This is a genomic window from Sphingomonas chlorellae (assembly GCF_056485145.1).
In genome coordinates, this window is the sequence record NZ_JBQXXM010000001.1 from 1,304,879 (window position 1) to 1,328,207 (window position 23,329).

Annotated in this window: 19 protein-coding genes; 15 read left to right on the forward strand and 4 right to left on the reverse strand. The window is 70.0% G+C overall.

Annotated features, from left to right (window positions below):
• Nucleotides 1–202: 202 nt before the first annotated feature.
• The 3 genes from ACT3CF_RS06025 (at nucleotide 203) to ACT3CF_RS06035 (ending at nucleotide 3,798) form a co-directional block, all read left to right on the forward strand.
• Complete coding sequence (locus ACT3CF_RS06025; protein ID WP_478421109.1) at nucleotides 203–937, forward strand: GDSL-type esterase/lipase family protein; 735 nt, start codon at nucleotides 203–205, stop codon at nucleotides 935–937.
• A 26-nt stretch (nucleotides 938–963) separates the two neighbouring features.
• Nucleotides 964–1,998: an oxidoreductase gene (locus ACT3CF_RS06030; protein WP_478421110.1), complete on the forward strand. Its 1,035-nt coding sequence runs from the start codon at nucleotides 964–966 to the stop codon at nucleotides 1,996–1,998.
• Between the two features lie 252 nt (nucleotides 1,999–2,250).
• Nucleotides 2,251–3,798 carry a response regulator gene (locus tag ACT3CF_RS06035; protein WP_478421380.1) on the forward strand — a complete coding sequence of 516 codons (1,548 nt, stop codon included), beginning with the start codon at nucleotides 2,251–2,253 and terminating at the stop codon, nucleotides 3,796–3,798.
• A 12-nt stretch (nucleotides 3,799–3,810) separates the two neighbouring features.
• Here ACT3CF_RS06035 and ACT3CF_RS06040 read toward each other — a convergent pair whose 3' ends face one another.
• Complete coding sequence (locus ACT3CF_RS06040) at nucleotides 3,811–5,868, reverse strand: NAD(+) synthase (protein WP_478421111.1); 2,058 nt, start codon at nucleotides 5,866–5,868, stop codon at nucleotides 3,811–3,813.
• A gap of 193 nt (nucleotides 5,869–6,061) precedes the next feature.
• Between ACT3CF_RS06040 and trxB the strand changes: the two genes are divergently transcribed.
• Complete coding sequence (gene trxB, locus ACT3CF_RS06045; RefSeq protein ID WP_478421113.1) at nucleotides 6,062–7,033, forward strand: thioredoxin-disulfide reductase; 972 nt, start codon at nucleotides 6,062–6,064, stop codon at nucleotides 7,031–7,033.
• A 26-nt stretch (nucleotides 7,034–7,059) separates the two neighbouring features.
• Here trxB and ACT3CF_RS06050 read toward each other — a convergent pair whose 3' ends face one another.
• The 3 genes from ACT3CF_RS06050 to ACT3CF_RS06060 are packed head-to-tail and all read right to left on the reverse strand — an operon-like array spanning nucleotide 7,060 to nucleotide 8,860.
• Nucleotides 7,060–7,893 carry a hydrolase 1, exosortase A system-associated gene (locus tag ACT3CF_RS06050; RefSeq protein ID WP_478421114.1) on the reverse strand — a complete coding sequence of 278 codons (834 nt, stop codon included), beginning with the start codon at nucleotides 7,891–7,893 and terminating at the stop codon, nucleotides 7,060–7,062.
• Nucleotides 7,881–8,591: an alpha/beta hydrolase family protein gene (locus tag ACT3CF_RS06055; RefSeq protein WP_478421116.1), complete on the reverse strand. Its 711-nt coding sequence runs from the start codon at nucleotides 8,589–8,591 to the stop codon at nucleotides 7,881–7,883. Before ACT3CF_RS06055 ends, ACT3CF_RS06050 begins: the two co-directional genes overlap by 13 nt.
• Nucleotides 8,588–8,860 carry an acyl carrier protein gene (locus tag ACT3CF_RS06060; RefSeq protein ID WP_478421117.1) on the reverse strand — a complete coding sequence of 91 codons (273 nt, stop codon included), beginning with the start codon at nucleotides 8,858–8,860 and terminating at the stop codon, nucleotides 8,588–8,590. Before ACT3CF_RS06060 ends, ACT3CF_RS06055 begins: the two co-directional genes overlap by 4 nt.
• A gap of 72 nt (nucleotides 8,861–8,932) precedes the next feature.
• Here ACT3CF_RS06060 and ACT3CF_RS06065 point away from each other — a divergent pair, with 72 nt between their 5' ends.
• The 11 genes from ACT3CF_RS06065 to xrtA all read left to right on the forward strand — a co-directional run bounded on the left by ACT3CF_RS06065 (nucleotide 8,933) and on the right by xrtA (nucleotide 23,327).
• On the forward strand, nucleotides 8,933–10,450 hold the full coding sequence (locus ACT3CF_RS06065) for an acyl-CoA ligase (AMP-forming), exosortase A system-associated (RefSeq protein WP_478421118.1): 1,518 nt from the start codon (nucleotides 8,933–8,935) through the stop codon (nucleotides 10,448–10,450).
• The gene (locus ACT3CF_RS06070; protein WP_478421119.1) at nucleotides 10,447–11,670 is read left to right on the forward strand and encodes a pyridoxal-dependent decarboxylase, exosortase A system-associated; all 1,224 of its coding nucleotides are present in this window, start codon (nucleotides 10,447–10,449) and stop codon (nucleotides 11,668–11,670) included. The genes ACT3CF_RS06065 and ACT3CF_RS06070 overlap by 4 nt, the downstream gene beginning before the upstream one ends.
• 251 nt (nucleotides 11,671–11,921) lie before the next feature.
• On the forward strand, nucleotides 11,922–12,527 hold the full coding sequence (locus ACT3CF_RS06075) for an XrtA/PEP-CTERM system exopolysaccharide export protein (RefSeq protein WP_478421381.1): 606 nt from the start codon (nucleotides 11,922–11,924) through the stop codon (nucleotides 12,525–12,527).
• A gap of 13 nt (nucleotides 12,528–12,540) precedes the next feature.
• Entirely contained in the window at nucleotides 12,541–14,046 is a 1,506-nt protein-coding gene (locus tag ACT3CF_RS06080) for an XrtA system polysaccharide chain length determinant (protein ID WP_478421121.1), read from the forward strand.
• 4 nt (nucleotides 14,047–14,050) lie between these two features.
• Nucleotides 14,051–15,667 (forward strand): AAA family ATPase, encoded by a 1,617-nt coding sequence (locus ACT3CF_RS06085; RefSeq protein ID WP_478421123.1) that lies wholly within the window; start codon nucleotides 14,051–14,053, stop codon nucleotides 15,665–15,667.
• Entirely contained in the window at nucleotides 15,664–17,277 is a 1,614-nt protein-coding gene (locus ACT3CF_RS06090; protein ID WP_478421125.1) for a TonB-dependent receptor, read from the forward strand. The genes ACT3CF_RS06085 and ACT3CF_RS06090 overlap by 4 nt, the downstream gene beginning before the upstream one ends.
• A gap of 15 nt (nucleotides 17,278–17,292) precedes the next feature.
• Nucleotides 17,293–18,564, forward strand: a complete 1,272-nt coding sequence (locus tag ACT3CF_RS06095; RefSeq protein ID WP_478421127.1) for an ExeA family protein — start codon at nucleotides 17,293–17,295, stop codon at nucleotides 18,562–18,564.
• An 8-nt stretch (nucleotides 18,565–18,572) separates the two neighbouring features.
• On the forward strand, nucleotides 18,573–19,412 hold the full coding sequence (locus tag ACT3CF_RS06100; RefSeq protein ID WP_478421383.1) for an XrtA system polysaccharide deacetylase: 840 nt from the start codon (nucleotides 18,573–18,575) through the stop codon (nucleotides 19,410–19,412).
• Nucleotides 19,409–20,461, forward strand: a complete 1,053-nt coding sequence (locus tag ACT3CF_RS06105) for a FemAB family XrtA/PEP-CTERM system-associated protein (protein WP_478421128.1) — start codon at nucleotides 19,409–19,411, stop codon at nucleotides 20,459–20,461. Before ACT3CF_RS06100 ends, ACT3CF_RS06105 begins: the two co-directional genes overlap by 4 nt.
• Nucleotides 20,461–21,720, forward strand: a complete 1,260-nt coding sequence (locus ACT3CF_RS06110) for a TIGR03087 family PEP-CTERM/XrtA system glycosyltransferase (protein ID WP_478421130.1) — start codon at nucleotides 20,461–20,463, stop codon at nucleotides 21,718–21,720. The genes ACT3CF_RS06105 and ACT3CF_RS06110 overlap by 1 nt, the downstream gene beginning before the upstream one ends.
• Nucleotides 21,717–23,327, forward strand: coding sequence for an exosortase A (xrtA, locus tag ACT3CF_RS06115; protein WP_478421132.1), 1,611 nt, complete (start codon nucleotides 21,717–21,719; stop codon nucleotides 23,325–23,327). Before ACT3CF_RS06110 ends, xrtA begins: the two co-directional genes overlap by 4 nt.
• The last annotated feature ends 2 nt before the right edge of the window (nucleotides 23,328–23,329 follow it).

A 23,329-nucleotide genomic window follows, 5' to 3' on the forward strand; every position in this document is an offset into this window, starting at 1 on the left:
TGCTGGGAACAGCCCAGGCAGCCAGCCGATCCCTAATAGGCGAAGAATATGTGCAAGTGCGAGCGCCGATTGCACCGCCAACACGAATGCGCCCAAAGATGCCGTTACGTCGCGCTTGCTTGCCTCGTCACCGCGGCAACGCATAGTGCGTGAGCGATGGAGCGCAGCCGCCAGAAGGGCTGCGGCACGGAACGGGAGTGGCATGTTGATCGTCCGACGCACGTTGCTCATGGGCGCCGCGGTCTTGCCGATCGCTGCGCATGGCAGCCCACGGCTTCAGGAGCCCGCAAGGCCGTTGCCGGTCGGGACGGGGTGTCCCGCCGATCGCGATTGGGCAGGGCTCGACCACTATTCGGAGAGCAACCGGACGGTCCTGGCCACCAAGGCGCCGGTCAACATCGTGTTTCTGGGCGACGGTCTCACGGCGAGCTGGATGTCGTGCCGGCCCGATTTCTTTCGTGCCGGCCGTGTGGCGCGGGGTATTGCCGGACAGCAGACCGGACAGATGCTGCTGCGGATGATGGCCGATGTCGTCGCGCTCAAGCCGCGCTTTCTTCATCTGCTCGGCGGCGCCCAAGACCTGGTATCCGATCCCAGCCCGGCGGGAATCGAACGCATCGTCGACAATCTGCGCATGATGACTCAGATCGCCTGGGCCAATCATATGACGGTGATGATCGGCGCCGTGCCGCCTGCACGGGGTTTCCCGTCGCGGCCCGATGTCGATGCAGCAGGCGCGGTCCGCGCGCTGAACGAGGCGCTTCGTGTCCAGGCGCTGCGCACCGGCGCGGCCTGGATCGACTATTGGAACGCCTTGGCCGACGCCGACGGCGGGATACGGCGCGAATTTGCGGGGGAGGGCGTTGAGCCGAACGAGGCGGGATACGACGCAATGATTGCGGCGATCGAACCCGCGCTGCGGGCGCGACGCCTGTAGGTCGCGAAGGTAAGGGACGAACAGCGATGATTCGAACGGCGCTGGTTGGCTATGGTCTGGCGGGACGCGCATTTCATGCTCCCTTGGTCCGTGCGAGCGAGGGGTTTGCGCTTGGTGCCGTCGTGACGTCGCGGCGCTCGCAAGTCGAGGCCGATGCCCCCGGGGCCCTGGTGGTTCCCGAGCTTGCGGCCGTATTGGCGATGTCCGACATCGAACTGGTCATCATCGCCACCCCGAACGACAGCCATGCCGCCTATGCGCGTGCCGCGATCGAGGCGGGCAAGCATGTGGTGATCGACAAGCCGATCGCCCTTGATAGCGGAGAGGCGCGCGAATTGGCGGCGGCAGCGCGTGCCGCCGGGCGAATGCTCACCATCTTCCACAACCGGCGGTGGGACAGCGATTTCCTGACGGTAAAGCGCCTGCTCGATCAGGAAGTGCTTGGCGAGATCCTGCTGGCGAGTGCCTGTTGGGATCGTTATCGCCCTGCGCTGCGTGACAATTGGCACGAGGCGCCGGGCAAGGGCGGGGGTGTCCTGATCGATCTCGGGCCGCATCTGGTCGACCAGGCGTTGCAGATGTTCGGTCTGCCCGATGCGATCGACGCCGATATCGGTGCCCAGCGGGCAGGTTCGCAGGTCGACGACTATTTTCATCTGACGCTGCATTATGGCACGCGCCGCGTCGAACTGGCGTCGGCGCCGATCGTGGCGGAGCCACGCCCGCGCTTTGCGCTTCATGGGCTGCGTGGAAGCTTTCGCAAGCAGGGACTCGACCCGCAGGAGGCGGTGTTGCGGGCGCAGCATCGCGCTGACCAGCCCGACTTCGGAATCGAGGCGCCGGAACAGCATGGCGTGCTGACGCTCGCCGACGGAAGCCGGCAGCGCGTACTGTCCGAACGCGGAGACTATCGCCGCTTTTATGCCGGCGTCCGCGCTTGCCTTCGCCACGGTGCCCCGCCGCCGGTGGATCCGCTGGACGCGGTGAACGGACTGCAACTGATCGAATGGGCGCGTCAAAGCGCAAGTGAGGGACGTCGATTGCGCTGTCGGTGGAACTAGCCCGCAAGATTGCCGGTTGTTCCGTCGCTGCAACGAACGCCGGATCTGTCGCAGCATTTGTGACGGATTACCGAAGGATGCGGGCGGATCCCACGACGCGCGACGAGCAATACTGGCATTCCCCTTAGGTTTCGTTTGTCACCGGATTACACTAAGACGCCCCACTGGCGCGGGTTGACCCCGCGTTGAGGGGATCGCGGAATGCCGGACCTGTTCGCCACCGCTCATGATGGCAGCGCTGCGCTTGGCCACATGGCGGCGCTTCCCGCCAGCCTATTCTGGACAGACGCGCTGGCGGACTTGTTGACCGCTGCTGCCTTCATCTCGATCGCGCTCGCATTGGTTCGGCTGGTGCGCAGCCGTCGCGATGTCGCCTTCGGCTGGATGTTCTGGTGTTTCGCGGCCTTTCTGGTCGCTTGCGCCATGACGCATGTGATGACGATCGGAATCCTGATCGCCGGCGCCAATTGGGTCGATGCCGTGATTCGGGTCGCCGTCGCCGGGGCGGGGCTGACGACTGCCGTTGCGCTGTGGCGCTTGCTGCCGAGGGCTGCCGCGTTGCCGTCGGCGGAAAAGCTCCGTGCGGACAACGACCAGTTGGCGGCCCTGGTTCGCGAACGTGATGACGCGCTCCAGGAACTGCGTGGTCAGGTTGCGCAACGCCAGGCGGCGGAGGCCGCGTTGCTGCAGTCGCAGAAGCTCGAGGCCGTGGGGCAACTGACCGGCGGCATCGCGCATGATTTCAATAATCTGCTTCAGGCGGTCGCCGGCAACCTTGAACTGATCGCGCGCAAGCCCGGCGACGCCGATCGCGTCGTGCGGTGGAGCGCGAGCGCACTCGATGCGGTGGAGCGCGGACGTACGCTGACCGGGCAACTTCTCGCCTTTTCGCGCAAGCAGCGTCTCGACGTCACCTCGGTCCGGTTGGGCGAGCTTGTGGGCGGCGTTCGCAGCCTGGTCGAGCGGGCCGTCGCGCCGCTGGGACAGGTGCGGGTGCTGCCGATCGATCCCACCTGGAATGTCCAGGCCGATTCGCTCCAGCTCGAGCTGGCGATCCTCAACCTCGCGTTCAACGCCCGCGATGCCATGCCCGATGGCGGGGTGCTGACCATTTCGGCCGAGCGGCGGAGCGGCATCGTCGCGCCGGACCTTCCCGCCGGGGATTATGTCGCGCTCACGCTTGCCGACAGCGGCGTCGGCATGTCGCCCGAAGTGCTGGCGCGCGCTGCCGAACCCTTTTTCACGACGAAGGAAGTCGGGAAGGGCACCGGCATGGGCCTTTCGATGGCATTCGGCGTGCTTCGCCAGTCGGGGGGCTCGCTTCAGATCGAAAGCCGGCCGGGTGAGGGAACGCGCGTCACGCTGCTGCTGCGCGTCGCCGCAGCGCAGCCCCGCCGCGCGGTCGACGATGATACGCGTGCCGATACGCGGTTCGACCTTTCGGGGGTTCGGATTGCGCTTGTCGACGACGATCCTCAGGTCCGCTCGACGCTGACCGAGATGCTGGTTTCCGCCGGCGCCACGGTCGAGGAGGCCGACAGCGGCAATGCCGGGCTGGAACTGGTCCGTCGCATGGAACCGCATCTGCTCGTGGTCGACTTCGCGATGCCGGGGATGAGCGGCGCCGATGTGATCCGCGCCGCCCGCGCCGAATGGCCCGCACTCCCGGCGCTGGTCGTCACCGGCTTTGCCGAGTCCGACAAGCTCGACACGGTGGCCAGTCCCGAGGTTGCGGTCCTGCGCAAGCCGTTCGAGACGGTCGAACTGCTGCGCAAGGTTCGGCTGCTCGTCCGCGACTGATCCGGCGGCCGATCAGGCGGGCGGCAACCCGTTTCGGAGCTCGGCGATCCATGCGGTTGCCACGCTGTCCGACGGTGCGCGCCAGTCGCCGCGTGGGCTGAGCGCTCCGCCCGCCGATACTTTGGGTCCATTGGGAAGCGCCGAACGCTTGAACTGGCTCGTCTGGAAGAAGCGGTGCAGGAAACTCTCGAGCCAGCGTGCGATCGTCGGCAGATCATAGGCGTTGCGCGCTTCGGCCGGAAAGCCGATCGGCCATGCGCCAGCCGCGACGTCGTGCCAGGCGTGCCAGGCGAGAAACGCGATCTTCGACGGCCGCAATCCATAGCGGACGACATAGTGCAGGAAAAAATCGTGGAGTTCGTAGGGGCCGATCCGATCCTGCGTGCTTTGCATCCGGCCGTCGGCATCCGCCGGGACGAGTTCGGGTGAAATCTCGGTCGACAGGATCGCTTCGAGCACCGCTGCGGCCTCGCCGGTGAACTGACCGGTCTGCACCGTCCAGCGGATCAGATACTGGATCAGCGTCTTGGGCACGCCCGCGTTGACGGCATAGTGGCTCATCTGGTCGCCGACGCCATAGGTGCACCAGCCGAGCGCGAGTTCGGAAAGGTCGCCGGTGCCGAGCACGAAGCCGTGATGCTGATTGGCGAGACGGAACAGATAGTCGGTGCGCAGCCCGGCCTGCACATTTTCGAACGTCACGTCATAGACGGGCTCCCCGTTCGCAAAGGGGTGCCCCATATCGGCAAGCATCTGGCGCGCGGCGGGACGGATGTCGATTTCGGCTGCGGTGACGCCCAGCGCGCGCATCAGCGCCCAGGCATTGGCCCGCGTTTCCTCGCCGGTGGCGAAACCCGGCATCGTATAGGCGAGAATGTCGGCGCGGGGGCGTTCCAGCCGGTCCATCGCCTTGCACGCGACGATCAGCGCATGCGTTGAATCGAGTCCGCCCGAAATCCCCACGACGAGATGGCGGCTGCCGGTGGCAAGCAGCCGCTGGCGCAGGCCCTCGACCTGGATATTGAACGCCTCGTAGCAATCGGCTTCGAGCTCGGCAGCATGGTCGGGGACGAACGGGAAACGCCGGACCGGACGAATGAGCCCGCGGTCGCTCGCGTCGAGCGGATGATCGAAACCGACCCGGCGGAAGCGGCGTTCCGGATAGTCGGCGGCACGGTCGCTATCGTTGAAGGTGCCGTTGCGCGACCGTTCGAGGCGCAGGCGCTCAAGATCGACGTCGGCGAGTACCACGCCCTGCGTCGCGTCGAACCGTTCGGACGCGGCGAGCAACTCGCCCAGTTCGTAGATCATTCCCTGGCCGTCCCAGGCGAGATCGGTGGTGCTTTCGCCGGCACCTGCCGCCGAGTACAGATAGGCGGAGAGCGTCCGCGCCGATTGCGATGCGCAGAGCAGCGCGCGTTCGCGCGCCTTCCCGACGACGATGTTCGATGCCGAAAGGTTGCACAGCACCAGGGCGCCGGCGAGCGCACCTGCGGTCGAGGGCGGTGTCGGCGCCCAGTAGTCCTCGCAGATCTCGACGTGAAAGGTGAAGTCGGCCAATGTGTCGGCCGCGAAGATCAGGTCGGTGCCGAACGGGGCGACCTGTCCTGCGACGCGGATGTCCAGCCCAACCATGCCGATCCCCGATGCGAACCAGCGCTTTTCATAATATTCGCGATAGTTCGGCAGATATTGCTTGGGGACGACGCCCAGGATTCTGCCGCGTGCGATCGCCACGGCGCAGTTATAGACGCGGCCATTGCGACGCAGCGCCGCGCCGACGAGCAGAACCGGGCGCAACGTGCGGCTCGCCTCTGCCACCATCGCCACTGCCGCTTCGCTCGCGGCGAGCACGGCGTCCTGAAGGTGGAGGTCGTCGATCGCATAGCTGGTGAGGCCGAGCTCGGGAAAGACAAGCAGGTCGGCGCCCGCCCGGTCGCCCTGGCGGGCAAGCGCGATCGTCGCTTCGGCATTGGCATGCGGGTCGGCGACGCGCACGGGCGGCGTGCAGACGCCGGTGCGGATCATCCCCTGATGGTGGAGCGCGTGGAAGGGATGGGGGCTCGTCACAGGCTCATCTCCAGGGGCGTCGACATCGATGTCCGCCTCCCTAGTCCGGGGTGGACGGGCGTGCCAACCCTGGCGCGGGGATTTCGATCCGGCGGCACCCGATCCGCTGGCGAAGCGAGGCGGTCATCCCCATGTTGCGCTTTCGCGGCGCGCGCTTACTAGATGCGCCCCGAACGCTATTCGGAAGACAGGAATGACCGCTACCCATTCGACCCGCATGCTCATTCTCGGATCGGGCCCGGCGGGGCTTTCGGCCGCCATCTATGGCGCGCGCGCCGGGCTCGCCCCGATCGTCGTGCAGGGCATCCAGCCCGGCGGCCAGCTCACCACGACCACCGATGTCGAGAATTACCCCGGTTTTCGCGAGGTGATCCAGGGGCCGTGGCTGATGCAGGAGATGCAGGCCCAGGCCGAGCATGTCGGTGCCCAGATGATGTGGGACACGATCGTCGAGATCGACGTCTCGCAGCGTCCGTTCCGTCTCGTCGGCGACAGCGGCACCGTCTATTTCGGCGACGTACTCGTCATCGCCACGGGCGCACAGGCGCGCTGGCTGGGCCTCGATTCAGAGGATCTGCTGAAGGGCAAGGGCGTCAGCGCGTGTGCGACCTGTGACGGCTTTTTCTATCGGGGCAAGAAGGTTGCGGTCATCGGCGGCGGCAACACTGCCGTCGAGGAAGCGCTTTACCTCACCAATCACAGCCCCGACGTGACGCTGATCCATCGCCGCGACTCGTTGCGTGCCGAAAAGATCCTGCAGCAGCGGCTGACGGCGAACGAGCGGATCAACGTGCTTTGGAACAAGAAGGTCGTGCGCTTCATCGGCGGCGGCGAACCCGAAGGTCTGGTCGGCATCGAGCTCGAAGATACGGTTACCGGCGAACGTTCCGAAATCGCTGTCGACGGGGGGTTCGTCGCGATCGGCCACCATCCGGCGACCGAGCTGTTCCGCGGCCACCTCGCGCTCGATGACGATGGCTATATCGTCGTCGAAAAGGGAACGACGCGGACGAGCGTCCCCGGCGTCTTTGCGTGCGGTGACGTGATGGACAAGCATTATCGCCAGGCGATCACCGCCGCCGGGACGGGCTGTATGGCCGCGCTCGATGCGGAACGCTTCCTCGCTGCGGCCGATTTCGAGCAGGTGGCCGAAGCCGCCGAGTAACGGTTCTGGTGCCGGTGCGGGAGCGCTCAGCCCCGCACCGCCGTGCCTTCCAGCGCGCCCAGTGCGGCGATCAGGCGGGCGTGGAGCCATTCGCCGTCCTCGGGGCCGGCGAAACTATGGCTCGCACTGTCGAGGCATTCGCAGCGCAGGCGGTCCCGGATCGCCGCAAAGGCCGGGCTGCCGAGAATGTCGGCAAACGCGATCGCGCTGTTGTCGCGGGTGGCGAGGAGCAGTGTCGTCGGCACGGTGCTGGCCGACAGCGCGGCGGCCAGCCGGTCGGCCAGCAGGTTGCCGTCCGCTCCTCCCGTCCGGGCGCGGCTGATCCTGGCGAGGCCGCGCGCCAGTTTGCCCAAATCGACGCCTCCGCGCAGCAGGCGTACCCACGCCTTTGGGTCGCGAAGGCGCGCGGCGTATCGCGCCCGGATCGCAGCGGGCGGCGGCAGGTCGTCGCGTGACATCACCGCCCAGGGGTTTGCGAGGACCAGCCCGTCGAGGCCGGCGTCGCGGTGGAACAGCATGAGGGCGCTTGCGGCGTCACAATTGCCGAAGCCCAGAATGCGGTCGACTCGCGCCGTATTTCGGAAGCAGGCGGCCGCGGCCGCGATGTCCGGGCCGCTCGTCTCGAACCCGCCGTTGGTGCCGCCGGAGTCGCCGATGCCGCGCCGGTCGAAGCGAAACACGGGAAAGCCGCCCGATGCGATGCGGTCCGCCAGCAAGGCCATGCCGCGATGCGCGCCGATCCGGATTTCGTTGCCGCCGGAGACGATCAACAGGCCTGTCCGGGCCGAGGCGCCGGGGGGCATGTCGAGCGTGCCGAGCAGCGGCGCGTCGGAGCAGGCGAAACCGATCAGTTGGCGCATTGCCGGACCCACGCGGCGAGATCGGCCGCGAGCAGCGTCGCGAACGCGACGTCATTGTCGGGTTCGGCGCGGCGCCAGAGCGGCGGGCCGGCGACGTGGGCGTCGGCGGACTGGGTGTCGCCGGTCAGGCGCAGCGTCCGGACCGGCGGCCCGGCGTCGTGTGCGCCCTGAACGGGCACGGCATCGGCAAGCGCCGCCAGCAGCGCCGGTGCAATCGCGTTTCCGGCGATCCAACGCAGCGTCGGCGCGTCGCTGTCGGCGGGCGGGGTGGTATGGGTGGCGTGATGCGCGATACGATCGAGTTCGCGGCATAACGCCGAGCCCGGCTGGGGCGCCAGATGCCAGCGGCTGGCGACGCGCGCATCGCTGTCGAGGAGTGCGCCGCTACGGATCGCGGCGGCATGGACCGCCCGGCCGCCGGCGCCCGCGAGCGTCGCCACCGCAGCGGCAAAGGCGCTGCGCAGATGCGCCAGCCGCGCATCCTGTGTCGCCGCCAGGCTATCCCCCTGGCCGGGAAGGTCCGGAAGCGCGCCTGCGATGCCGTGAGCGGCCAGCGCGCGGAGCAGCGTGACGGCAAAGCTGCGCGTGCGGTTCGCTTCTTCGAACAGCGGCAACGCCAATGCCACGACCGGACCCGCGGCGGGGCCGAAGCGAAGCATCGCCTCGCGCCCGCCGGCCCAGTCGTAGCTGTCGATCACCCCCGGACCTTGGCCGCGACGAAGCGGGTGAGCGCACCGAAGGTTTCGAGCATGTCGCCGTCGACCTCGTCGTCGTCGATCAGGATGCCGAGGCGATCCTCGAGTTCGGTCAAGACGCCCGCGACTGCCATCGAATCGAGCTCGGGAAGCGCGCCGAAAAGCGCGGTGTCGGCGTCGAATGCCGCGACCCGCGCCGCATCCAGCCCAAGCACGTCGGCGAGTACGCCGCGCACCGCTTCCTCGATCTCAATCTGGTCCTGACGCTGCAATGTGTGTCCCCTGCGACTTTTTTCGTCCCCGTAAGACTTGGCGGCGCGGCTGCCAAGCGTAATGGGTGGGGGATGATCGCGCTCGAACCGCTTGCCCAGCCGCTCGACACGCTGCCTTTGCGTGGCCGACCCGACGCCGTCGCGCTTGCCGACCGTGACGGCACGCTGACCTATGCCGCGCTGGAGGCCGAGGTGGGGCGGCTGGCGGCGTGGCTGGCGGCGCAGGGGCTCGCGCCCGGCGCGCGGGTGGCGACATGGCTGCCGAAAACGCGGGTCGCGTGCCTGATGCCGCTCGCCGCGGTTCGCGCGGGCTATGTGCATGTGCCTCTCAATCCGGTGCTGAAACGCGCACAGGTGGCCCATATCCTTGCCGATAGCGGTGCGGAACTGCTCGTTTCGCAGCAATCCAGGCTCGATTCGCTGTCGTTCGGAGACGTGCCGCGACGCACCGCTGTTTCCACCGAAACGGAAGTCGCCGAGGCCGCCGCCGCGCTGATGCCGCTGGCCCCGTCGCGCGCCGCGCCGGAGACGCTCGCCGCGATCCTGTACACCTCGGGATCGACCGGACGGCCCAAGGGCGTGATGCTGAGCCACGCCAATCTTTGGCTGGGGGCGATCAGCGTCGCGCATTATCTGAAGATCGATCCGGCCGATCGCGTGCTGGGCGTGCTGCCGCTGAGCTTCGACTATGGCCAGAACCAGCTCTTCTCGACCTGGGCGGCGGGGGCGTGCGTCGTCCCGCTCGATTACCTGACCGCGCGCGACGTGGTGAAGGCGGTCGCGCGCTTCGAGGCGACGACGCTGGCGGGCGTGCCGCCGCTGTGGGTGCAACTGCTCGAGGCCGAATGGCCCGAGGCGACGGCGGCAAGCTTGCGGCGGCTGACCAATTCGGGCGGCGCGCTGACGCCGCGCCTCGTCGCCGGGCTGCGCGCGCGCTTTCCGCAGGCGGCGCTCTATCCGATGTACGGGCTGACCGAGGCGTTCCGGTCGACCTATCTCGATCCGGCGCTGGTCGACACGCACCCCGATTCGATCGGCCGGGAGATCCCCTTTGCCGAGGTGATGGTCGTGCGTCCCGACGGCAGCCGCGCCGGGCCGGGCGAGCCGGGCGAGATGGTCCATGCCGGGCCGCTGGTCGCGCAGGGCTATTGGCGCGACGCCGAACGCACCGCGCTCCGCTTTCGGCCCGCGCCCGCCTTTTCGCGATATGGCGGGACGGCGGTGTGGTCGGGCGACACGGTGGTCGCCGATAGCGACGGGCTGCTGCGTTTCGTCGGCCGCGACGACGAGATGATCAAGTCGGCGGGCAACCGCATCAGCCCGACCGAGATCGAGGAGGCGGTGCTGAGCGGCGACGAGGTGCGCGAGGCGGCCGCGTTCGGGGTCGCCGACGAGCGGCTGGGCCAGGCGATCGTCGTCGTCGCGCGTGCGGCAGGCGAGGCGGACGCCGCCGAGGCGGCGCTTCGCCAGCGGTTGCGCCGCGACCTGCCGAGCTTCATGCAGCCGACGCGCTATATCTGGCGCGACACATTGCCGCGCGGGCCGAACGGCAAGCTCGACCGCGCGCTCCTGAAGGCCGACATCGCATGACTTCCAAACCCCATGGACCGATCCCGCCCGAATTCGCCGGCCAGTCGAGCCTGACGGTCGGCGGCGAGGCCGTGCGTGCGCTGGCGGCGGCGGGAACGCCCTTTTATGCCTATGATTTCGGCATCGTCGCCGCACGGATCGCGCGGTTGCGGGCGGCGCTTCCCGCCGGAGTCGCGCTGCACTATGCGATCAAGGCCAACCCGCATCCGCTGCTGCTCGCCGCGATGGCGCCGCGCGTCGACGGGCTCGACGTCGCATCGGCGGGGGAACTCGACCGCGCGCTGGCGGTCAAGCCGGCCGCGGCGATCAGCTTTGCCGGGCCGGGCAAGCGCGACGCCGAATTGCAGGCCGCGATCGCGTGCGGCGCGACGATCAACCTCGAATCGGAAAGCGAGGCCGAGCGGGCGCTGTCGATCGCCGAGCGCGTCGGCCGCGCGCCGCGGCTGGCGGTGCGGGTCAACCCCGACTTCGAGCTCAAGGGATCGGGGATGAAAATGGGCGGGCGCGCATCGCCGTTCGGCGTCGATACGGCGTTCGTCCCCGGACTGGTGCGGCGGCTGCTGGCGGCGGGCGCGGCGTGGCAGGGATTCCATATCTATGCCGGATCGCAGTCGCTCGACACGCAGGCGGTGATCGACACCCAGGCCGCGACGATCGCGCTGGCCGAGCGGCTGGCCGACGCGGCGGGCAGCGTGCCGCCGCTGGTCAATCTGGGCGGCGGATTCGGCATCCCCTATTTCCCCGGCGACACGGCCATCGACATCGAGGCGATCGGCGCGGCGCTGGGCGCGGCGTGCGCACCGCTGACGGGCTGGCACTTCGCGATCGAGCTGGGCCGCTGGCTGGTCGGCGAGGCGGGCGTCTATGTCGCGCGCGTCGTCGATCGCAAATGGTCGCAGGGCGAGCGGTTCCTGGTCGTCGACGGCGGGCTCAACCACCATCTGGCCGCCACGGGCAATTTCGGCACGGTGGTGCGCCGCAACTATCCGGTCGCGATCGCCGAGCGGATGGGCGACGCGCCCGAGGAGACGGTGAGCATCGTCGGGCCGCTGTGCACGCCGCTCGACCGGCTGGCCGATCGCGTCGCGATGCCGCGCGCCGAGGTGGGCGATCTGGTCGTGCTGTTCGCATCGGGCGCCTATGGCGCGACGGCGAGCCCGTCGATGTTCCTGGGCCATCCGCCGGTGCGCGAGGTGGTGCTGGGGCTGCCGACCGACTGACCGCGCGGCGGCCGCCGACTTTCTTTCCGGCGCTGTTCCGGCTGCCCCAAAATGGGCGGCTTTGCGGAACGGGGGTGGAACATCGGCGGAAATCCGTGCCTTTTCACTAACGCTATCTTTACCCGAACCGGCGATAGCTCGCGCTGATCCCGGCATTTCCGGCCGCCCGTCGGCCCGGTCGTGCCGTGGAAGGAGCTGCGCGCATGGGACGAGGGTTGGAGTTGCGAAAGAACTGGACCGTTGCGGCGCCGATGCTGCCGGCGATGCTGCTTGCAGGCTGTGCGGGCGCCGGCGGGCGCGCCGAACTGCCGCCCGCATCGGCCGTCGCGGCGCATGAGGCGCCGAGCGAGGAATATGTCATCGGCCCGATGGACCAGCTCAACATCTTTGTGTGGCGCAACCCGGAACTGTCGGCCAAGGTCCAGGTGCGCCCCGACGGGCGGATCACCACGCCGCTGATCAGCGACATGCCCGCCGTCGGCAAGACGCCGGCGATGCTGGCCGACGACCTGAAGCTCGCGCTGAGCGAGTATATCAAGGACCCGATCGTTTCGGTGATCGTCGAGAACTTCTCGGGCACGTACAGCCAGCAGGTGCGCATCGTCGGCGCGACCGAAAAGCCCGCGTCGATCCCGTATCGCGCCAACATGACCGTGCTCGACGCGATGATCGCGGTCGGCGGGCTTTCCGAATTCGCGTCGGGCAACCGCGCGCGGCTCGTCCGCTATGACAAGGCGAGCGGCCGCCAGCGCGAGTACCGCATCCGCCTTTCCGACCTGCTGAAGAACGGCAACATCAGCGCCAATGTGCGGCTGGAGCCCGGCGACGTCATCATCATCCCCGAAAGCATGTTCTGAGGAGCCGCGGCGGATGGGGAACCTGCTCGACGAGGCACGCATCGCGCTTCACGGCATCTGGCAACGCCGGTGGCTGGCGCTGTGCGTCGCATGGGCGGTGTGCCTGGCCGGGTGGTTCGTCGTGTCGCAGCTTCCGACGCGATACGAATCGCGCGCCCGCGTCTATGTCCAGTTGCGCCCGATCCTGCCGACCGACCCGGGGGCGGCGAGCCAGCAGCAGCAGGATATCGACCGGCTTCGCCAGACGCTGACGGCGGCGGTCACGCTGGAAAAGGTCGTGCGCGGCACCGACCTGGCCCGCACCGTCGCCAGCGACCGCGACGTCGCGGCGCGCGTCGCATCGTTGCAGAACGCGATCAAGATCACCGCCGACCAGCCCAACCAGTTTTCGATCAGCGTGACCGCGAGCAGCGGCAAGCTGGCGCGGCAGATCGCGCAGAAGCTGATCGACCTGTTCGTCGAGAACAACCTGGCGGACAATCGCGACCAGTCGAGCCAGTCGCTCCAGTTCCTCGACCAGCAGCTCGCCGAGCGGCAGAAGCAGTTGCAGGATGCGGACGCCAAGCGCGCCGATTTCCAGGCGCGTTTCCTGGGCAGTCTGCCGGGGACGGGCTCGCTCGACGACCGCATCGGCGCGGCGCGCGCGCAGCTTGCGCAGATCCAGTCGGACCTTGCCGCCGCGCAGAGCAGCCTCAACGCCGTTTCGGCGCAGATGGCGGGCACCCCCGCCGCCGCGGGCGGGGGCACCGCCGCGCTGGGGCCGGCGCGGGCGCGGCTCCAGGCGATCCAGGGACAGCTTGCCGACGCGCGCGCAAAGGGGTGGACCGACAACCATCCCGACGTGATCGCGCTGAAGGCGCAGCTTGCCGCCGCACAGGCCGCCGCGCGCAGCGAGCCGATGGTGCCGGGGGCGGCCGCCAGCGCCAACCCGCTCTATATGAGCCTGCGTTCGATGCAGGCCGACAAGTCGGCGCAGGTCGCCGCGCTGGTGCAGCGGCGCGACCAGATCGAGGCCGATCTGGCGCGTCTGCAGGCGCGCATGGCCGAGCAGCCGGGCGTCGCCGCCGAGCAGAACCAGATCGACCGCGAATATCAGGTGCTGAAGGACCAGTATGACAAGCTGCTCACCGACCGCGAGCAGATGAAGATCGCCGCGCAGGCGCAGCATGTGAGCGATGCGGTCAAGTTCAAGGTGACCGATCCGCCGACCGAGCCGACCGCGCCGACATCGCCCAAGCGGGCGCTGTTGCTGACGGCGGTGCTGGTCGCCGGGCTGGGCGCGGGCGTCGCCGCCGCCTTTGCGATCGGGCAACTGCGCACGAGCTTTGCGACGCCGGGGCAGCTCGAACGCGCGAGCGGGCTGCCGGTGATCGGATCGATCGGCGAGGTGGTGACGCGCGCCGAACGCGGGCGCCGGCGCCGGTTGGGCAGCCTTTTTGCAGGCGGGCTGGCGGCGCTGGTCGTCTTTTACATCGGGTTGCTCGGCATCGACGTGATCCAGCGCGGAATGGGGGCCTGAACCGATGAACCATCCATCTCCCCGCCGCCCCCGCGGTTCGCTGATCGAGCGGGCCGCCGCGCGGTTCGACTTCGTGCCGGTGCCGCCGCTCGCCGAAGCCGCACCCGAACGGGCGCTGCCGACGGGCGAAGTCGCGCAGGGCGAAGTGCCGCACGGCGAAGCGGTGTTCGCGGCCGGTTTCGCGCCGGTTTCCGAGGTGCCGGGCTTCGACGCCGGGGCGATGCCGCACCGGGCCGAGGTGATCGTGCCGGATGCGGCGGTGCCGGCGGCAGGCGTCGGCATCGACGATGCCGATGTGGCCGCAGCCGCGATGCCGGACGCGCGCCCGGACGATCCGGGGCATGTCGAGCCGCTGCACGCGGACGAGCCGACCGGCGACGAGACGGCCATCGAGAGGATTGCCGAGACGGCCGTCGAGATGGGTGACGATGCGCCGGTCGCCGACGCGCCGGTGGCCGATGTGCCGGTCGACGATGTACCGGTCGACGATGCGCCGGTCGGGTGGGAGCCGGTGCTGTCGCCGCGTTTCCTGGCGGCGGTGGCGACGCCCGCAGACGCCGAGGTGCCGCCGCTTGCCGCGCTGCACGGCGAACGCCGCCGGCACGAACCCGAAGCGGCGGCGGACAGCGAGGCGTGCCCGATCGAAGCCGAGCCGGTAGCACCCGAAGCCGAAGCGGCGGCGGACGATGCCGCAGCGCCGGCGCACGACGACGACGGCGAGGTCGCGTGGAGCGACTGGGGCGTCGTTCCCGAGACCGCACCCGAGCCCGAGCCGCGCGGCGACGCGGCCGCGGATGACGCCGGGGCGGCGGAAGCGACTGCGCCCGATGCCGACTGGAGCCCCGAGGACGCCGAGGCGGCGCCGCTGGCGCAACCGCGGCCGGGGACGATCAATCGCGCCGGACTTGCCGCGCGGGGAATGATCGTACCCGGCGGCGGGGTGACGCCGCTTGCCGAGGAGTTCCGGCTCGTCAAACGCCAGTTGCTGCTTGCCGCGCGGGCGATGGCGGCGAGCGCCGAGCCGCACGCGTCGGCGCGGGCGCGCACGATCCTCGTCTGTTCGGCGCGGCCGGGCGAGGGCAAGACCTTTTGCGCGATCAACCTGGCGCTTTCGATGGCCGCCGAGCGCGATATCGAGGTGCTGCTGGTCGATGCCGATTTCCCCAAGCCCGACGTGCTGGGGCGGCTGGGGCTGCGCCCGGGGCCGGGGCTGCTCGACGTGCTGTCGGGCGTGGTCGAGGATGTCGAATCGTGCATCATCCGCACCGACGTTCCGCAGCTTTCGGTGCTGCCCGCGGGCGCGCGGAGCGATTCGGACACCGAGCTGGTCGCGAGCGAACGCGCGCGCGCGCTGATGGAGGGGCTGGCCGCGGCCGATCCGCGCCGGATCGTCATTTTCGATTCGCCGCCCGCGCTGGCGGCATCGCCGGCGTCGGTGCTGGCGCTCAATGTCGGGCAGGTGCTGATGGTGGTCCGCGCCGACCGGACCGCGGAGAGCGACCTTCGCGATGCCGTCGCGCTGCTCGACGGATGCGAGCATATCCAGTTGCTGCTCAACGCGGTGCGCTATCAGCCGTCGGGGCAGCGTTTCGGCAGCTATTACGGCGAGGTCGAGGCATGAGCGGGCGGCTTTTCCGGGAGGCCGGCATCGTCGCCGGGGCTGCGGCGATGATGCTGGGCGCGACGCCCGCCGCCGCACAGCGGACGCGCATCCAGCCCTATATCGAGGCGAGCCAGGTGCTCACCGCCGACCTGTCCAACGGCGGCGACGTGCTGACCTATTCGACGATCGGCGCCGGGGTCGACGCGTCGGTGCAGACGCGGCGCGTGCAGGTCCAGCTCGACTATCGGTATGAGCGGCGGATCCCGTGGGACCGCAAGCTGACGCGCGACGATGTCCATTCGGGGCTGGCGACGGTGCGCGCGAAGGTGGCGCCGAGCCTGACGATCGAGGCAGGCGCGATCGCGAGCCAGGTCCGCTCCGACATTCGCGGTCCGGCGCCCAATGCGGCGCAGGCGAGCGGGCGCAACCTCAACCAGATGTTTTCGGGCTATGTCGGCCCCAATGTCGCGACCCAGGTGGGGCCGGCGTTCCTCAATGCCGCGTACCGATTCGGCTATACCAAGGCCGAGGCGTCGCGCGACAACGGCCTGTCGCCCGCGCTGCCGCGGCTGGACCAGTATGACGATTCGCGCGTGCATGTCGCGACGGTGAGCACCGGGGTGAAGGCGGGGACGGTGCTGCCGGTGGGCGTGACGCTGAGCGGATCGGTGACGCGCGAGGATGCGGGCCAGCTCGACCAGCGCTTTACCGGCAAATATGCGCGCGGCGACGTGCTGTTGCCGGTGGCGCGCAGCGTCGCGCTGACGGCCGGGATCGGTTACGAGCGGATCACCGTCAGCCAGCGCGATCCGCTGCGCACCGCGGGCGGGATTCCGGTGATCGACGGGCGCGGGCGGTTCGTGACCGACCCGGCGTCGCCGCGGCGCATCGCCTATGATTTCGACGGCATGTACTGGGACGGCGGCGTGATCTGGCAGCCGAGCCGGCGGACGCGGCTGGAGGCGCGGGTCGGGCGGCGTTACGGATCGGTCAGCTATACCGGCAATTTCAGCCACCAGATCGGCACGGCAAGCGGCGTGCAGATCAACGTGTTCGACAGCGTGACGACCTTTGGCCAGCAACTCGGCGGGGCGCTGGTCGCGCTGCCGGACAGTTTCGTCACCAGCCGCGACGCCTTCGGCAACCAGTATAGCGGCTGTATCTATGGCACGAGCGGCGCGGCGGCGGGCGGATGCCTGAACGGCCTGTTCGCGTCGAGCGTCACCAGTGCCTATCGCACGCGCGGCGTGAGCGGCGTGGCGGTGATGGCGCACGGTGCGACGCGGTTCGGAATCGGCGCGGGCTATGCGCGCCGCACCTTCCTGGCGCCCGACGGCACGCCGGGGCTGACGATCAACGGCACCGCCGACGAAACGCTGTTCGCGCAGCTTTTCGCTTCGACCCCGGCCGGGCCGGAGGCGGCGGTGACCGCCACCGTCTATGGCAACTATTATGATTCCGACCTTGCCGGCGCCCAGGGCATCCTGGGCTGGGGGGCGAATGCCGCCTATACGCGGCGGATCGGGCGGATCGACGCGACCGCTTCGGTCGGCGTTTACGGTTATGAAAACGAAAACCAGTCAAGTGCGGCGATCCAGGCGCTGCTTGGACTGCGGTACGGATTTTGAGCGCGAGGCCAGCCAATGTACGACGATCATTACGGACTGACGGGACGGCCGTTTCAGCTGACCCCCGATCCGCGCTTCTGGTTCGATACCGCGACGCATCGCAAGGCGATGGCGTATCTCGGCTATGGCCTCAGCCAGGGCGAGGGCTTTGTCGTCGTGACGGGCGAACCGGGCGTCGGCAAGACCACGCTGATGGGGCATCTGCTGGGCGAGGTCGATCGCGAGCGGCTGAAGGTCGTGACGATCGTTTCGACCCAGCTTCGCCCCGATGACTTGCTGCGCGTCGTCTGCGCCGGGCTCGACATCGATGCCGAGGGCGCGCCCAAGGCGACGATGCTCGCGGCGATCGAGCGCGCGCTCCAGACGATCGCGCGCGACGGGCAGCGCACGCTGCTGATCGTCGACGAGGCGCAGGCGCTGCCGGTCGAGTCGCTGGAAGAGCTGCGGATGCTCTCCAACTTCCAGCTCGGCGGCTATCCGCTGCTCCAGATCTTCCTGCTCGGCCAGCCCGAGTTCCGCGCGACGTTGCAGGACGCGCGGCTCGAACAGCTTCGCCAGCGCGTGATCGCGATGCACCATCTGGCGCCGATGGGGCTCGAGGAGCTCGAACCCTATCTGCTCCACCGGCTCGCCTGTGTCGGCTGGCGCGGCCGCCCGCGCTTCATGAACGACGCCATCCTGGCGCTTTACCGCTGGTCGGGCGGCGTGCCGCGGCGCGTCAACCAGCTTGCGAGCCGGGTGATGCTGTTCGGCGCGGTCGAACAGATCGACAGTTTCAGCGGTCCCGATGTCGAGGCGGTGATCGCCGATCTCGACAGCGACACGGGGATGCTGCCCGCCGCGGCAGCCGAGCCGCAGCCCGATATGACGGCGGCCCATGACACGCCGGCGGCAGAGGCGGCGGTCGCGGCCCCGGCGCGCGTTTCGCTGGCCGAAGCGTTCGGATCGCGGGCGGCCGCGCCGATGCCCGCGCCCGAAGCCGTCCCCGCGCCCGAGGCCGACGGCCCGGCAGCGGCGGGTGCGCCGCAGACGATCGTGACCGATCCGCGCGCCGTGTCGCCGTTGCGCGCGGTCGCGGAGGTGGCGCCGGCCCCCGAAGCGCCTGCCGCGCCCGAGGCGCCCGCCATTCCGGCCGCGCTCGACGTGCGGCTGGCGGCGATCGAGCGCCAGCTTGGCGAGCAGGACGAGGCGCTGCGCCGCGTGCTGACGCTGCTCGTCGACTGGGTGGAAAATGGCGACACGGCGCGCCGTCCCGATGTTTCCGCGCTGCGCGGCAACGCGGCCTGACCGTGGCCATCGTCAACGCGCTTTCCGTTGACGTCGAAGACTGGTTCCAGGTGGGCGCGTTCGAGACGACGATCGACCGCGCCGACTGGGATTCGCTCGAGCTTCGCGTCGAGGCCAATACCGACCGGATCCTGGCGCTGTTCGCGGCGGCGGGGGTGTCGGCGACGTTCTTCACGCTGGGCTGGATCGCCGAGCGCTGCCCGCAACTGATCGCGCGGATCGCGGCGGCGGGGCATGAGGTGGCGAGCCATGGCTGGGGACATGGGCGGGTGTTTCGCATGACTCCCGCCGCGTTCCGCGCCGACCTGGCGCGCGCGCGGGCGGCGATCGAGGCGGCGTCGGGGCAGCCGGTGCGCGGCTATCGCGCGCCGAGCTTTTCGATCGATGCGCGGACGCCCTGGGCGCACGAGGTGTTGGCCGAGGAAGGCTATGCCTATTCGTCGAGCGTCGCGCCGCTCCACCACGACCATTATGGCTGGCCCGAAGCGCCCAGACACGCGTTCCGGCCGGTCGCGGGCGCGGCGCTGATCGAGCTGCCGATCACGCTGGCGTCGTTTCTGGGGCGGCAAGTGCCGACGGGCGGGGGATTTTTCCGGTTGCTGCCGACGTTCGTGACCGACCGGGCGATCGACCTTGCCAATGCGGGCGGCGCGCCGGCGGTGTTCTTTTTCCATCCGTGGGAGGTCGATCCGGGTCAGCCGCGGGTGCACCGGGCTCCGTTGCGGTCGCGGCTGCGGCACTATGCGCGGCTGGGCGCGATGGAGCGCAAGCTGGCGCGGCTGGTGCGCCGGCACCGCTGGGGCACGGTGGAAAGCACGGTTTCCGTAGCGGCGGAGACGCTGGCGTGACGCGGCTGACGGTGCGGGCGGCGGCGCTGGACGATGCGGCGGAGGCCGGTCGGTTGCGGGCGTGGGTGGCCGAGGCGGGGGGGAGCCCGTTCCACCTGCCCGAATGGAGCCGCGCGGTGGCGCGCGGATGCGGCCAGCGCAGCCATTATCTGGTCGCCGAGGCGGCCGACGGGGCGATCGCGGGCGTGTTGCCGATGACCGAGATCCGTTCGCCGATCTTCGGAAAAGCGCTGGTTTCCGTGGGGTTTGCGGTCGACGGCGGCGCCCTGGGCAGCCCCGGGGCGACGCGGATGCTGACCGATGCGGCGCTGACGCTGGCCGAGGCGCGGGGGTGCCCGACGGTCGAGCTGCGCGGCGGCGCGCTGCCCGAGGCGCCCGGCTGGACCGTCGACGAGACGACCTATCTGGGCTTCAATCGCGTGCTGGAAGCCGACGATGCGGCGCAACTTGCGGCGATTCCGCGCAAACAGCGCGCCGAAATCCGCCGTTCGCAGGCACAGGACGTCGTTGTCGAGACCGGCGTGGCGCGGCACCAGATCCTGGAACATCACGCCGTCTATGCCGAGTCGGTCCGCAACCTGGGCACCCCGGTCTTTCCGCGCGCGCTGTTCGAAAACGTCATCGCGGCCTTTGGCGACGCCGCCGACATCCTGATCGTGCGCCACCGGGGGGCGGCCGTGGCGAGCGTGCTGAGTCTTTACTGGCAGGGAACGGTGTTCCCCTATTGGGGCGGCGGCACCGCGGCGGCGCGGGGGCTGCGCGCCAACGACGCGATGTATTTCGCGCTGATGCGCCACGCACGCGAGCGCGGCTGCACGCGGTTCGACTTCGGCCGGTCGAAGGCCGGGACCGGCGCCGCGGCGTTCAAGAAGAACTGGGGGTTCACGCCCACGCCGCTGCGCTATGCCAAGCGCACCACCGACGGGCGGCCGCCGCGCAGCGTCAACCCCAACGACCCGCGCTACAGCCTGCAGGTGCGCGCATGGAAGCACATGCCGCTGTGGCTGGCCAACCGGCTGGGGCCGTGGATCGCGCGCGGGCTGGGCTGATGGGCGACCTGTTGTTCCTGGCGCACCGCGCGCCCTTTCCCCCCGACCGCGGCGACAAGATCCGCGGTTTCCACCTGCTGCGCCACCTGGCGCGGCGGCGGCGCGTTCACCTGATCGCCTTTGCCGACGATCCGCGCGACCTGAAGGCGCGCGACGGGCTGGCGGCGATGGTCAGCAGCCAGACGATCCTGTGGCGCGGCAAGTCGCGCGCGCGCGCGGCGATCGAGGCGTTGGCGACGCGCCGGCCGATCTCGCTGACCGCGTTCGACGACCGGCGGATGCGCGACGCGGTCGAGACCGCGCTGAACAGCCACGCGATCGACACGATCTTCGTCTTTTCGGGGCAGATGGCGCAGTATCTGCCGCCCGCGCCGCGCCAGCGCGTCGTCATGGACTTTGTCGACATGGATTCGGCCAAGTTCGAAGCCTATGCCCGCGACGGGCGCGGCCCGATGGCGTGGCTGATGCGGCGCGAGGCGCACCTGCTGATGCGCCACGAACGCGCGGTCGCGGCGCGCGCCGATGCCAGCCTGTTCGTCAGCCGCGCCGAGGCCGAGATGTTCGTCAGCCGCACCGGCGCCGACCGCGTCGAGGCGGTCGAGAACGGCATCGACACCGACTTTTTCGACCCCGCCGCCGCGTTCCGCCGGATCGAGACGACGGGGCGGCTGATCGTGTTCACCGGCCAGATGGACTATCGCCCCAATATCGACGCGGTGCGCTGGTTCGCCCAGTCGGTGCTGCCGCACCTGCGGCTGGCCGATCCCCAGCTGCGGTTCGCGATCGTCGGGCGCAGCCCCACCGACGCGGTGCGCGCGCTGGCCCGGATCGACGGCGTGACGGTGACGGGCGAGGTCGACGACGTGCGCGGCTGGCTGGCGGCGGCGGCGGTGGTCGTCGCGCCGCTGAAGCTCGCGCGCGGCGTCCAGAACAAGGTGCTGGAGGCGATGGCGATGGCGCGGCCCGTCGTCGCATCGCCCGCCGCGGCCGAAGGGATCGACCATCAGGGCACGCTGGCGGTCGCAGGCGACGTCGCCGAACAGGCCGCGACGATCGGGCGGCTGCTCGCCGACCCCGAGGCGGCGCGGCTGCTGGGCGCGCGGGCGCGGGCGCGCGTGATCGAGCGTTATGGCTGGGACGCGCGGCTCGCGCGGCTCGACGCGGTGCTCGCCGCGCCGCTGCGCCCCGACAAGCAGGCGCGGCTGGCGCGCGCGACCGCCGTCGATCCGGGACCGGCGGGCCGCCGCCGCGGCGCATGACCGCGACCGCAGGCGAGGGCGAGCGGCGGCCGGCCGACGCCGCGGCGGCACCGGACGCGCGCGACGTCGCTGATGCGGCTGCCGGTGTCTCCGGCGACGGTGCGACGATGCGGCGGTGGCTGTTGCCGCTGGCGGTGCTGGCGGCGTGCTGGGGCGCGCTGGGGGTGATGTTCGCGCGCGACGTGGGCGACCTGGCGCGCATCTATTGGACCAACACGACCTTCGGCCATTGCCTGTTCATCGCGCCGGTGGTCGGCTGGCTGGTGTGGCAGCGGCGGCACGAGATCGCGCCGCTGCCCGTGTGCGGATGGTGGCCCGGGCTGATCCCCGCCGCGGCGGCGGCGTTCGTGTGGACGCTGGGCGACGCCGCGGGGGTGGCGTTGCTGCGCCATGCCGGGCTGGTGGGGATGGCGCAGGCCGCGGTGATCGCGGTGCTGGGGCCGCGCGTCGCGCGCGGGCTGGCGTTCCCGATCGCCTATATGGCGTTCCTGGTCCCGTTCGGCGATTTCCTGGAGCCGCCGTTGCAGCGCGCGACGATCGCGATGGTGATGCCGCTGCTCCACCTGGCGGGGGTGCCCGCGGTCGCCGACGGCGTGCTGGTGACGACGCCCAACGGCTATTTCGAGATCGCCGAGGCGTGTTCGGGCGCCAAGTTCCTGATCGCGATGATCGCCTATGGCGTGCTGGTCGCCGCCGTGTGTTACCGGCGCTGGCGGCGACGCGCGGCGTTCATGGCGATGGCGCTGGTGGTGCCGGTGATCGCCAACGGGCTGCGCGCGTTCGGCACGATCTATGCCGCGTGGTGGACCTCGGTCGAGGCGGCGACGGGGTTCGACCATATCGTTTACGGCTGGGTGTTCTTTGCGATCGTGATGGCGGCGGTGCTGGCGATCGGCTGGCCGTGGTTCGACCGCGATCCCGACGCGCGCTGGTTCGACGCCGCGACGACGCAGGCGCTGCGCCGCCCGGTGCGCCGCCTGCGCACCGGCCATGCGGTCGCCGCGCTGGCGCTGCTGGCGGTGGCGAGCGGCGCGATCGGCTGGGCCGACGCGATGGCGCGCCGCGTCGCGGTGCTGCCGCCCGTGCCGCCCTTGCCCGAACCCGCGGGGTGGCAGCGCGTGCCCGAGCCGCAGCCCGCGCCGTGGTCGCCGCATTTCCCCGGCGCCGACCGGATGCTGACGGCGCGCTATATCGACCGCAGCGGGCGGGTCGTCGACCTGGCCATTGCCGTCTATGCCAACCAGCGCGAAGGGCGCGAGATCGTCGGCTTCGGGATCGGCGCGCTGCGCGAGAACGACCGCTGGGTCCGCGTGACCGACCTGGCGCCGGTGGCCGGCGGACGCACGATCCGCATGGTCGGCCCCGGACGGGTGGAACGCGCGACGGCAAGCTGGTACCGGGTCGGCGGCATGACGACGGGGAATGAAGGCCGGGTGAAGCTGGAGACGTTGAAGGTGAAGCTGACGGGCGCGAGCCCGGCGGCGGTGGCGATCCTGGTTTCGGCCGAGCAGCGCGGGGCGATTCCCGCCGCCGAGACGGTCGCCGCCTTTGCCGCCGCGATCGGGCCGATCGACGCGCTGGCCGACCGTTTCGCGGGCGGGCGCTGACC

Bases quoted from the DNA above. Each gene is read 5' to 3' on its own strand.
- ACT3CF_RS06030 (WP_478421110.1), top strand. From the start codon at position 964: ATGATTCGAACGGCGCTGGTTGGCTATGGTCTGGCGGGACGCGCATTT.
- ACT3CF_RS06035 (WP_478421380.1), top strand. From the start codon at position 2,251: ATGGCGGCGCTTCCCGCCAGCCTATTCTGGACAGACGCGCTGGCGGAC.
- ACT3CF_RS06025 (WP_478421109.1), top strand. From the start codon at position 203: ATGTTGATCGTCCGACGCACGTTGCTCATGGGCGCCGCGGTCTTGCCG.
- ACT3CF_RS06050 (WP_478421114.1), bottom strand. From the start codon at position 7,893: ATGCGCCAACTGATCGGTTTCGCCTGCTCCGACGCGCCGCTGCTCGGC.
- ACT3CF_RS06080 (WP_478421121.1), top strand. From the start codon at position 12,541: ATGGGGAACCTGCTCGACGAGGCACGCATCGCGCTTCACGGCATCTGG.
- ACT3CF_RS06095 (WP_478421127.1), top strand. From the start codon at position 17,293: ATGTACGACGATCATTACGGACTGACGGGACGGCCGTTTCAGCTGACC.
- xrtA (WP_478421132.1), top strand. From the start codon at position 21,717: ATGACCGCGACCGCAGGCGAGGGCGAGCGGCGGCCGGCCGACGCCGCG.
- ACT3CF_RS06090 (WP_478421125.1), top strand. From the start codon at position 15,664: ATGAGCGGGCGGCTTTTCCGGGAGGCCGGCATCGTCGCCGGGGCTGCG.
- ACT3CF_RS06070 (WP_478421119.1), top strand. From the start codon at position 10,447: ATGACTTCCAAACCCCATGGACCGATCCCGCCCGAATTCGCCGGCCAG.
- ACT3CF_RS06110 (WP_478421130.1), top strand. From the start codon at position 20,461: ATGGGCGACCTGTTGTTCCTGGCGCACCGCGCGCCCTTTCCCCCCGAC.
- ACT3CF_RS06065 (WP_478421118.1), top strand. From the start codon at position 8,933: ATGATCGCGCTCGAACCGCTTGCCCAGCCGCTCGACACGCTGCCTTTG.
- ACT3CF_RS06075 (WP_478421381.1), top strand. From the start codon at position 11,922: ATGCTGCCGGCGATGCTGCTTGCAGGCTGTGCGGGCGCCGGCGGGCGC.
- ACT3CF_RS06085 (WP_478421123.1), top strand. From the start codon at position 14,051: ATGAACCATCCATCTCCCCGCCGCCCCCGCGGTTCGCTGATCGAGCGG.
- trxB (WP_478421113.1), top strand. From the start codon at position 6,062: ATGACCGCTACCCATTCGACCCGCATGCTCATTCTCGGATCGGGCCCG.